Source organism: Actinophytocola sp. (assembly GCF_049647105.1).
In the GTDB taxonomy this organism is placed as follows: domain Bacteria; phylum Actinomycetota; class Actinomycetes; order Mycobacteriales; family Pseudonocardiaceae; genus Actinophytocola.
On record NZ_JBARWZ010000073.1, the window covers coordinates 1 to 12,357 of the forward strand.

Sequence of the window (12,357 nt, forward strand, 5' to 3'; positions counted from 1 at the left end):
GTCCGATGTGGACGAGGCACGCACCGGCCTCGCCGACCGCGGGTACGTCTCCGGCCACACCGAGCCCGGCCCGCTGGCGTTCCTGTTCTCGGGTCAGGGTTCGCAGCGTGCGGGGATGGGGCGTGAGCTGTGTGCGGGGTTCCCGGTGTTCGCCGAGGTGGTTGACGCGGTGAGTGCCCGGATCGGGGAGATCCCGTGGGACGACCAGGAGCGGCTGGACCGGACGCGGTACGCGCAGGCGGCGTTGTTCGCGTTCGAGGTGGCGTTGTTCCGGCTGCTGGAGTCCTGGGGTGTCACCCCCGACTACCTGATCGGCCACTCGATCGGTGAGATCGCGGCCGCGCACGTGGCTGGTGTGCTGTCGCTGGATGACGCGTGTGCGCTGGTGTCGGCTCGCGGTCGGTTGATGGAGGCGTTGCCCGCTGGTGGGGCGATGCTGGCGGCCGAGGTGTCCGAAGTGGACGTTCCGGCCGGGGTCGATGTCGCGGCGGTGAACGGTCCTGGTTCGTTGGTGGTGTCGGGGACTGAGGACGAGATCGGCGTTCTTGAACAGCGTTGGCGGTCTGAGGGTCGCCGGGTGAAGCGGCTCTCCGTGTCGCATGCGTTCCACTCGAAGCTGATGGAGCCGATGCTGGCCGAGTTCGCCACGGTGGCCGAGTCGCTGACCTACCACGAGCCCGCGATCCGCATGCCCGGTGCGGTGACCGATCCGGCCTACTGGGTTGCTCAGGTTCGCCGCACTGTCCGGTTCGCCGATGCTGTCGCCGCGGTCCGCGAGGACGGTGTGACCACGTTCCTGGAGCTGGGGCCCGACGCCGCGCTGTCCGCACACGTCGAGGACGCCGTGCCGTTGCAGCACCGCGACCGCGACGAGGTCCGCGCGCTCATGGCCGGTCTCGGCGCCGCCTGGGTGCGTGGCGTCGACGCCGACTGGGCCGCCGTCGTGCCGGGACGCGTGATCCCGCTGCCCACCTACGCCTTCCAGCGCCAGCGCTACTGGCCCGCGCACACCCTCGCCGCCGACGTGGCCGCCGCCGGACTCACCGGCGCCGACCACCCGCTGCTCGGCGCCGCGGTCACCCTCGCCACCGGCGACGGCGCGTTGCTCACCGGCACCCTGTCGACCGCGACCCACCCGTGGCTGGCCGGGCACGTCGTCCTCGGCTCGGTCGTCGTGCCCGGCACCGCGTTCGTGGAACTCGCGTTGCGGGCAGGCGAGTTCGTCGGCAGCCCCGTCGTCGACGAGCTGACCCTCAGCGCCCCACTCCGCCTCCCCGGGACGGGCGGCGTCACCATCCAGATCACCGTCGGCACCCCCGGCGCCGACGGCAGGCGCGCCATCGGGATCTTCTCCGGCGCGGACGGCGACTGGATCCGCCACGCCGACGGCGTCCTGTCCACCACCCCCGCCACCGTCCCCGAGGCCACCGCAGCCTGGCCGCCGCTCGCCGCCACCCCGCTGCCCGTCGACGACTGGTATGCCGCCGCCGCGCGGGCCGGGCTCGACTACGGTCCCGCCTTCCAGGGCCTCACCGCCGCGTGGACCGACGGCGACACCGTCCACGCCGAGGTCTCCCTCCCCGAGGACACCCCCGCCGACCGCTTCGGCCTGCACCCCGCCCTGCTCGACTCGGCATTGCACGCCGCGGGCGTCGGGGGTCTGGTCACCGGTGGCGTCCGGCTCCCGTTCGCCTGGACCGGTGTCCACCTGCACGCGGCCGGGGCGTCCGCTCTCCGCGTCACGATCACCGCCGACGGCCCCGACGCCGTCACCCTCACCGTCGCCGACCAGAACGGTGCGCCCGTCGCCACCGTCGAGCGGCTCGTGCTGCGCCCCGCCGCCTCGGCCGAGCCGAATGCCCGCCCCTGGCTGTTCACCGTGGACTGGGTCCCAGCGGGCCCGCCGGGACAGGGCACTGGGACCGGCGGCACGCTCGCCGAGATCCCGACCGCGTCGCCCGCCTCAGCGGCCGCCATGACCGCGGCGACCAGGACCGCAACGCACGCCGCGCTCGCGGCCATCCAGCAGGCCGTCGCCGACGACACCGACCTCGCGCTGATCACGACCGGCGGCCCGGCCGCCGACGCCGTCGCGGGCCTGGTCCGCGCCGCCCAGACCGAGCACCCCGGCCGGTTCACCGTCGTCGACACCGACGGCACCCTGCCGCCCGCCGCCGCGCTCGCCACCGACGAGCCGCACCTGCGCATCCGCGACGGCAAGGTCCTCGTGCCGCGCCTGGCCCGCGCCGAGGGCGGCGACGACGAGGCACCGGCGCTGAACCCCGACGGCACCGTCCTGATCACCGGCGGCACCGGTGCGCTGGGTGCCGCCGTCGCCCGCCACCTGGTCTCCGGCCACGGGGTCCGGCATCTCGTGCTGGCGGGCCGCAGCGGCGCCGACGCTCCTGGTGCCGCCGCGCTGGCCGACCTCGCCGACGCGGCCACGATCACGATCGTCGCCGCCGACGTGTCCGACCGGGACGCGCTCGCCGCGGTCCTGGCCGCGATCCCCGCGGAGCACCCGCTGACCGGCGTCGTCCACGCCGCCGGGATCGTCGACGACGGCATCACCGAGACCATGACCCCGGAGCGCGTCGACGCGGTGCTCGCCCCCAAGGCGACCGCCGCCGCCCTGCTCCACGAGCTGACCGCCACCGAGGACCTGGCCCTGTTCGCCCTGTTCTCGTCCGCGTCGGCCACCTTCGGAGCGGCAGGCCAGGCCAACTACGCCGCCGCGAACGGCTTCCTCGACGGTCTCGCCCGGCTCCGCGCCGACGACGGCCTGCCGGCACTGTCGGTCGGCTGGGGCCTGTGGGAGGTGGCCAGCGGCATCACCGCGCACCTCGACGCCACCGACCGGGCCCGCATCACGCAGGCAGGTGGCGCGCTGACCACCGGCGATGCCCTCGCCCTGCTCGACAGGGCGCTCGCCGGGGGCAGGCCGCACGTCGTGGCTATGCCGATCGACGTCGATCTGCTGCGCGCGGGCCACGACCGCGACCCGGACAGCGTGGTCCCCGCGCTCCTGCGCGGCCTGGTCCGTCCCCGCGTCCGCCGCGCGGGCAGCGCCCCGGTCACCACCGGCCTCGGCGCGCGGATCGCCGCCCTCGCCGACGACGAGCAACTGCGTGTCATGGTCGAACTGGTCAGGACCGAGGCCGCCACCGTGCTCGGCCACCCGTCGGCGGACGTGGTCGAACCCCGCCGTCCCTTCAAGGAGCTGGGGTTCGACTCGCTGACCGCCGTCGAGCTCCGCAACCGGCTCGCGGGCTCCACCGGCCTGCGCCTGCCTGCCACCCTCGTGTTCGACTACCCGAACCCCGAGGTGCTCGGCACCTGGCTGCGTGAACGCCTCCTCGGCGTCGAGCGCACGACCGGGGCCGCCACCACCAGGACCGTGTCCGACGAGCCCATCGCCATCATCGGCATGAGCTGCCGCTACCCCGGCGGCGTCGACAGCCCGGAAGCGTTGTGGCAGCTGGTGTCCAGCGGCACCGACGCGGTGTCCCCGCTGCCGGTCAACCGCGGCTGGCAGACCGACGGCCTCTACGACCCCGACCCCGACAGCTCCGGCAAGTCCTATGTGGTCGAAGGCGGCTTCGTCCACGACGCCGACGAGTTCGACCCCGCGCCGTTCGGCATCTCCCCACGCGAAGCACTGGCGATGGACCCGCAGCAGCGGCTCATGCTGGAGGCGTCCTGGGAGGCGCTCGAACGCGCGGGGCTCGACCCGTCGAGCCTGCGCGGCAGCCGCACCGGCGTGTTCGCCGGGCTCATGTACTACGACTACGCCACCACGATGAGCGTCCTGCCCGATGGCGTCGAGGGCTTCATCGGCACCGGCACCTCCGGCAGCGTCCTCGCCGGCCGCGTGTCCTACACGTTCGGGTTCGAGGGCCCTGCGATGACCGTGGACACCGCGTGCTCGTCGTCGCTGGTCACCCTGCACCTGGCCGCGCAGGCACTGCGGACGGGGGAGTGCGACCTCGCGGTCGCGGGCGGGGTCACCGTGTTGTCGACCCCTGCGGTGTTCGTCGAGTTCAGCAGGCAGCGGGCGCTGTCGCCGGACGGGCGCTGCAAGGCGTTCTCCGCGTCCGCCGACGGCACCGGCTGGGCAGAGGGCATCGGCGTCGTGCTGGTCGCCCGGCTCTCCGACGCGCTGCGTGCCGGTTATCCGATCATGGCGGTCGTCCGGGGGACCGCGGTCAACTCCGATGGCGCGTCCAACGGTCTCACCGCACCCAACGGCCCGTCGCAGGAGCGGGTCATCCGCCAGGCGCTCGCCAACGCCGGTCTCGGCACGTCCGATGTGGACGCCGTCGAGGCACACGGCACCGGCACCACCCTCGGCGACCCGATCGAGGCGCAGGCACTGCTCAACACCTACGGCCAGGACCGCGCGGGCGACCCGCTGTGGCTGGGTTCGCTCAAGTCCAACATCGGCCACAGCCAGGCCGCCGCCGGTGTCGGCGGCGTGATCAAGATGGTGATGGCGATGCGCAACGGCGTGCTGCCCATGACGTTGCACGTCGACGAGCCGACCCCCGAGGTCGACTGGTCGGCAGGCGCGGTGGAGCTGCTGACCGAGGCCAAGCCGTGGCCGGTGACCGGCCGCCCCCGCCGCGCCGGGGTGTCGTCCTTCGGGGTCAGCGGCACCAATGCCCACGTCGTCCTCGAACAGGCGCCCGACCTGGACCGGGCAGGCCGGGCAGGTGCCGCCAGGCCCGGCCCGGTGCCGTGGGTGCTGTCGGCGACGACCGCCGACGCGCTGCGCGGCCAGGCCGCCCGGCTCGCCGCCGCGCACCGGGACACCGATCCGCACGACGTCGCGGCCGCGCTGGTCCGCTCGCGGGCCACGCTGGCACACCGCGCCGTCGTCGTCGCCGACGACCGCGACGGCCTGACCGCCGGGCTCACCGCCGTCGCCGACGGGCGTGCCGGGAACGGCGTGCTGACCGGCGTCTCCCGCCACGGCGGGGTCGCGTTCGTCTTCCCCGGCCAGGGCTCGCAGTGGGAGGGCATGGCGCTCGAACTGCTGGCGTCCGAGCCGGTGTTCCGCGCGCGGCTCGCGGAGTGCGAGGCGGCGCTCGCGCCGCTGGTCGACTGGTCCCTGGTGGACGTCCTGCGTGGCGAGGGTCCTTCGCTGGCGCGGGTGGACGTCGTCCAGCCGGCCCTGTGGGCGGTGAACGTCGCGCTGGCCGCGCTGTGGCGCTCGGTCGGCGTGCGGCCGTCCTCGGTCGTCGGGCACTCGCAGGGCGAGATCGCGGCCGCGGTCGTGGCCGGTGGCCTCAGCCTTGAGGACGGCGCGCGCGTCGTGGCGCTGCGCAGCCAGTTGCTGGCCGAGCACATGGCTGGCAAGGGCGGCATGGTGTCCCTGCCGGTCTCCGCCGTCGACGCCGCCCGGCTCATCGGGCCGTGGGAGGCCGGACTCAGCCTCGCCGGCCTGTCCGGTCCGATGTCGACGGTCGTGTCCGGCGACAACGACGCCGTGGCCGCGTTGCTGGCCGAGTGTGAGCGCAGGGGCGTGCGCGCCAAGCGCGTCCCGACCGACTGCGCTGGCCACTCCCGCCAGACCTACCAGGTGCGTGAGCGCCTGCTGGCCGTCCTCGCCGGGCTGGCCCCCCGCACCGGCGAGATCCCCTTCTACTCCGCCGTCACCGGCGCCCGGTTCGACACCGCCGCCCTCGACGCCGCCTACTGGTTCCGCAACCTGCGCGAGCCGGTGCTGTTCGAGCAGGCCACCCGCAACCTGATCGCCGACGGCCGCACCGTCTTCGTCGAGATCAGCGGCCACCCGGTGCTGACCGCGCCGATCCAGGAGACCCTGGACGCGGTCGAGGTGACCGGCGCCGTGCTCGGCACCCTGCGCCGAGGCGAGGGCGGCCGCGACCGCTGGCTCGCCGCCGTCGCCGACGCCCACGTGCACGGCGTCGACGTCGACTGGACGACCGTGGTGCCGCAGGGCCGCCCGGTCGAGCTGCCCACCTACGCGTTCCAGCGCACCCGCTTCTGGCCGGAACGCGGCCACTTCGTCAGCGATGTCACCGGTGTCGGCCTCGGCGCCACCGCGCATCCGCTGCTCGGCGCCGCCCTCCCGGTCGCCGGTGCGGACGGTGTCCTGCTCACCGGCAGGCTCGCCGCGAGCACGCAGACCTGGCTGACCGAGCACGCCCTGCGCGGCACGAACCTGTTGCCCGGCACCGCGTTCGTCGAGATGGCGCTGCTGGCTGGCGCCCAGGTCGGCTGCGCTCGCCTCGACGAACTGACCCTGCAGGCGCCGCTCGCCGTCCCCGAACGCGACGCCGTGCGTCTCCAGGTCTCCGTCGGGCAGGAGGAAGCCGGCGGCGGCAGGCAGGTCACCGTGTACTCCCGCCCCGAGTCCGCCGACACCGACGCCCCGTGGACCGCGAACGCCGTCGGCCACCTCGTCCCGGCGGGACCGGTCGAACCGCGCTCGCTCACCCAGTGGCCGCCGCCCGGTGCCGAACAGGTGCCGCTGGACGGTTTCTACGCCGGTGCCGCCGCCGCTGGCTACGCCTACGGCCCCACCTTCCGCGGCCTGCGCGGCGTATGGAAGGCCGCCGACGGCGCGGTGTACGCGGAGGTCGCCCTGCCGGAACAGGCGCACGCCGACGCCCGCTGGTTCGGCGTCCACCCGGCCCTGCTCGACGCCGCGCTGCACGCCGTCGAGGTCGGCGGCATGGTCCGCGACGTCGACACCGGTGCCGACGCGGTCCGCCTGCCGTTCGCCTGGCGCGGGGTCGCTCTGCACGCGGTCGGCGCGACCGGACTCCGGGTCCGGCTGTCCCGCGCCGACGGCGCCGACGCGGTCCGCCTTGACATCGCCGACCCGGCAGGCGCCCCGGTGCTCACCGCCGAGTCGATGGTCACCCGCGCCGTCTCGCCCGAGGACCTGCGCACCGCCACCGGCCCGGGCGACGCCCTGTTCCGGATCGACTGGACCGCCCCGGCCGCGTCGGTCCCCGGCACGGCCCCGGTGTCCTGGTCGGTCGTCGGCGACGACTCGCTCGGCATCGCGGAGCAACTCGCCGACCGGGTCCCGGACATCGACTGGCACACCGACCTCGACGCCCTCGCGCTCGCGGTCGCCGCGGGCCGCGCCGTCCCGGACGTGGTCGTCTGGTCCGGCGACACCCCCGGCGGCGACCTGCCAGAGGCCACCAGGACGCTGCTGGAGGACGCGCTGACCACCCTCCAGCTCTGGCTGGAGGACCCGGTCCTCGCCGACGCGACCCTGGTCGTCCTCACCAGCAACGCGGTCGCCACCGGCCCGGCCGACGACGTCGCGGACCTCGCCGCCGCCGCCGTCCTCGGCCTGGTCCGCACCGCGCAGAGCGAGAACCCGGACCGGATCGTCCTCGTCGACGTCGACGACCCCGGGACCGCGGCCCCCGCACTGGTCGAGGCCGTCGGTCTCGGCGAGGAGCAGGTGGCCGTCCGCGGCGGGCACCCGCTGGTGCCGCGCCTGGCCAGGGCGCGTGGCTCGGCCGAACTGCCGGAGCTTGACGGACCGGTGCTGATCACCGGCGGCACCGGCATGATCGGCGGCGTCGTGGCCCGCCACCTCGCCGGGGAGCACGGGGTCCGCGAGCTGATCCTGTTGTCCCGCAGCGGCCCGGCCGCGCCCGGCGCCACCGATCTGGTCGCGGACCTGGCCGGACTCGGCGCCACCGCCGAGGTCATCGCGTGCGACACCGGCGACCGCGCGGCACTGGCCGCCGCCATCGGCGACCGCACCCTCACCGGTGTGGTGCACGCCGCCGGTGCGCTCGACGACGCCGTCATCGGGTCGCTGCTGCCCGAGCAGTTCGACACCGTCCTGCGGCCCAAGGTCGACGCCGCCGTGCACCTCGACGAGCTGACCAGGGACATGCCGCTGCGGCTGTTCGTCCTGTTCTCGTCGGCCGCCGCCGCGATGGGCTCGGTCGGCCAGGGCAACTACGCCGCCGCCAACGCCTTCCTCGACGCGCTCGCCCAGCGCCGCCGCGCCGCCGGACTGCCGGGCACCGCGATCGGCTGGGGCATGTGGCAGCGGGTGAGCGCGATGAGCGCCCACCTCGACGCCGCCGACCTGGCCAGGGCCACCAGGGCGGGTGCCGCACTGTCCGATGAGGACGGTGCGGCGCTGTTCGAGGCCGCGTTGCGCGCCGACACCGCCCACCTGGTCGCCACCCGGCTGGACATCGCCGCCATGCGTGCGGGCGCGGGCACCGGACCGGTGCCCGGCCTGTTGCGTGGCCTGGTCCGCGCCCCGGTGTGGCGGACCGCGGGCAGTGGGGGAGACCCGGGCCCCGACCTGGTCACCCGTCTCGGCGAGCTGTCCGAGCTGGAACAGCGCAGGCTGCTGCTCGACCTGGTGCTCGGCCACGCCGCCGCCGTGCTCGGCCACGCGTCGCCCGCCGAGGTCGATCCCGGCCGCGGGTTCACCGAGCTGGGCTTCAGCTCGCTGACCGCGATCGAGATCCGCAACCGGCTCGCCACCGCGACCGGGCTGCGGCTGCCCAGCACGCTCATCTTCGACCACCCCACCGCGACCAAGCTCGCCGAGCACCTGCGCACCGCGCTGGCCGTGGCCGCGGTCGCGGGTGTCCCGCCGCTGACCGCGGAACTGGACCGTCTCGAAGCGGCGCTGACGCTGACCGAGGCCGGTGACGAGACCCGCACCAGGGTCATCGACCGCATGCAGGCCCTCATCGCCAGGTACGACACCGGCATCGGCGGCGCGGACTCCTACGCGGACTCCTACGCCGACCTCGACCTGGCCACCGACGAGCAGATGTTCGCGTTGATCGACGGAGGTTCCGATGGCGAATGAGGAGCAGTTGCGCGACTACCTCAAGCGCGCGACCTCGGACCTCGACCAGGTCCGCAAGCGGCTCCGCGCGGTCGAGGCCGCCGACCGGGAACCGATCGCGATCGTCGGCATGGCGTGCCGCCTGCCCGGCGGCGCGGACTCCCCGGAGGCACTGTGGCGGCTGGTGGACGATGGCGTGGACGCCACCTCCCCGTTCCCCGCCGACCGCGGCTGGGACCTGTCCTACTTCGACGGTCCCGGCGCCCGGTTCCGCAGGGCAGGCGGGTTCCTGCCCGACCTCGCCGACTTCGACCCGGCCCCGTTCGGGATCAGCCCGCGCGAGGCCCAGGCCATGGACCCGCAGCAGCGGCTGGTGCTCGAGGCGTCGTGGGAGGCCGTCGAGCGCGCCCGCATCGACCCGCTGTCGTTGCGCGGCAGCCGGACCGGCGTGTTCGCAGGGGCCATGTACAGCGAGTACATCGGCCGGGTACTGGACATCCCCGAGGGTGTCGGCGCCTATGTGGGCACCGGCAGTGCGGGCAGCGTGATCTCCGGGCGGGTGTCCTACTCGCTTGGCCTGGAGGGCCCGTCGGTCACCGTGGACACCGCGTGCTCGTCCTCGCTCGTCGCGCTGCACCTCGCGGTGCGGGCGCTGCGGTCGGGGGAGTGCACGCTCGCGCTGGCGGGCGGCGTGTCCGCGCTGGTCACCCCGAACACCTTCGTCGACTTCGCCGACTCGGGCGGCCTGGCGCTGGACGCTCGCTGCAAGTCGTTCTCCGCCGCCGCCGACGGCGCGATCTGGGCCGAGGGCGTTGGGCTGCTCCTGCTGGAGCGCCTGTCGGACGCACGCCGCAACGGCCGCCGCGTCCTGGCCGTGGTGCGCGGCACCGCGGTCAACTCGGACGGCGCGTCCAGCGGCCTGACCGTCCCCAACGGGCCGTCGCAGCAGCGGGTCATCCGGGCCGCGCTGCGGGACGCCCGGCTGTCCACGTCCGATGTCGACGCCGTCGAGGCGCACGGCACCGGCACCACCCTCGGCGACCCCATCGAGGCGCAGGCGCTGCTCGCCACCTACGGCCAGGACCGCGACCGCCCGCTGTGGCTTGGCTCGGTCAAGTCGAACATCGGCCACGCACAGGCGGCGGCCGGTGCCGGCGGCGTGATCAAGATGGTGATGGCGCTCCAGCACGAGTCGCTGCCACAGACCCTGCACGTCGACGAGCCGACCCCGCACGTCGACTGGTCGGCTGGCGCGGTCGAGCTGCTGACCGAGTCCCGGCCGTGGCCGAGGGTCACCGAGCCGCGCAGGGCTGGCGTGTCCGCCTTCGGGGTCAGCGGCACCAACGCCCACGTCGTCATCGAAGAGGCCCCCGCCGACGCCGACACGCCCTCGGTCACCGGGACCCGCCCCGCCGCGCTGGCGTGGACCGTGTCCGGCACGACCCCCGAGGCACTCACCGGGCAGGCCGCCCGCCTGCTCGCCCACACCGGGGCCAACCCGGGCACCGATCCGGTCGACACCGCCCGCGCGCTGATCGGCTCCCGCGCGGTCCTCGACCACCGGGCCGTCGTCGTCGGCGCGGACGAGACCGAGCTGCGTGCCGGGCTCGCCGCGCTCGTCGATGGCGCCGCGCCGCCCGGGGTCGTGCGCCGCACCGGCGACACCGGGGCGGGTGGCGCCGTGTTCGTCTTCCCCGGCCAGGGCGCGCAGTGGGCGGGGATGGCCGCGGCGCTGCTCGACACCGAGCCGGTGTTCCGCGCCACGATCGAGGACTGCGCACGGGCGCTCGCCCCGTTCGTGGACTGGTCGCTGACCGACGTGCTGCGCGCCGACCCGCTCGACCGGGTCGACGTCGTGCAACCCGCCTCCTGGGCGGTGATGGTCGCGCTCGCCGCGCTCTGGCGGTCGGCCGGTGTCGTCCCCGATGGCGTCGTCGGCCACTCGCAGGGTGAGATCGCCGCCGCCGTCGTGGCGGGTGCGCTCAGCCTGGCGGACGGCGCCCGCGTCGTCGCCATGCGCAGCGCCGCCATCGGCGCCGTGCTGTCCGGCAACGGCGGCATGGTGTCCGTCGCCGCGGCGCCCTCCGCCGTCGCGGACCTCCTCGAAGCTGCCGATGGCGGGCTGTCCCTTGCCGCCGAGAACGGGCCGTCCGCCACCGTCGTCTCCGGCGACCCGGCGGCACTCGACGCGCTGCTGGCCGCCTGCGCCGACCGCGGTGTGCGCGCCAAGCGCATCCCCGTCGACTACGCCTCCCATTCCGCCCAGGTCGAGCTGCTCCGCGAGCGGCTGCTGACCGATCTCGCACCCATCACGCCTCGCCGGTCCGAGGTCCCGTTCCACTCGACCGTCACCGGCGAGCAGGTCGACACCACCACCCTCGACGCCCGGTACTGGCTCACCAACCTGCGCGAGACCGTCCGCTTCGAAGGGACCATCCGTGGCCTCGCCGCCCTTGGCCGCTCGACGTTCCTTGAGGTCAGCCCGCACCCGGTGCTGACCGGCGCGATCACCGAGACCGTCGAGTCCTGCGGTACCCGCGCCGCCGTGCTCGGCACGCTGCGCCGCGACGACGGCGGCCAGCGCCGCTGGCTGACCGCGCTCGCCGAGGCCCACGTGCACGGCGTCGACGTCGACTGGGACACCGTCACGCGGCCGTGGGGCGGCCGGATCGTCGACCTGCCCCCGTATGCCTTCCAGCGCAAGCGGTTCTGGCTCGACACCGCCACCATTGCCGCACCGGCGCAGGACCCCGGCCCGTCCCGGTTCTGGGCCGCCGTCGACCGCGCCGACCTCGGCACCCTCACCGGCCTGCTCGACGTCACCGGCGACACCCCGCTGCGCGACCTGTTGCCCACCATGGCCGCCTGGCGCGGCGCCGACCGCGACAGGTCCACTGTGGACTCCTGGCGCTACCGCGTCGACTGGGTCCCGGTCGACGTGCCCGCCGCGCGGCTGACCGGCACCTGGCTGCTGGCCGTCCCCGCCGACCTCGCCGACGACGAGCGGATCACCGCCACCCGTGCGGTGCTGACCGGCGCGGGCGCGCGGGCCGTCACGATCGAGATCGACGGCACCGACGACCGGGCCGCGCTCGCCGCCCGCGTCACCGCCGCCGTCACCGACCCGGCCGGTGTCCTGTCCCTGCTGGCGTTCGACGGCCGGACCCGTCCCGCGCACCCGAACCTCACCTCGGGCCTCGCCGACACCCTGACCCTGCTGCACGCCCTGCGCGACGCGGGCAGCACCGCACCGATCTGGTGCGCGACCGACCGGGCCGTCCGCGCGCGTGCCACGGACACCGTCGACCACCCCGAGCAGGCACTGGTCTGGGGCCTCGGCCGGGTCGTCGCCCACGAGAACCCCGCCTGGTCCGGCCTGATCGATGTCGCGGGCGCCCCCGACGCCCGCCTCGCGAGCGTCCTCGCGGGCGACGAGAACCAGGTGGTCCTGCGCGCCGACGGCGCCGCCGCCGCCCGCCTCGTCCGTGCCGCCACCGGCGAGACGCCCCCGGCCCGCCAGTGGCGCCCGGCGGGCACGGTCC

At 75.2% G+C, this 12,357-nt stretch carries 1 protein-coding gene and 1 pseudogene; both read left to right on the forward strand.

The genetic code is table 11. The annotated features are described in order from the left end of the window. The first annotated feature begins 7 nt into the window (after window positions 1-7). Entirely contained in the window at window positions 8-8,836 is an 8,829-nt protein-coding gene (locus tag WBA97_RS09095; RefSeq protein ID WP_424230285.1) for an SDR family NAD(P)-dependent oxidoreductase, read from the forward strand. Then, window positions 8,826-12,357: pseudogene (locus WBA97_RS09100) on the forward strand (type I polyketide synthase); the annotation flags it as partial. The gene WBA97_RS09095 and the pseudogene WBA97_RS09100, both read left to right, overlap by 11 nt.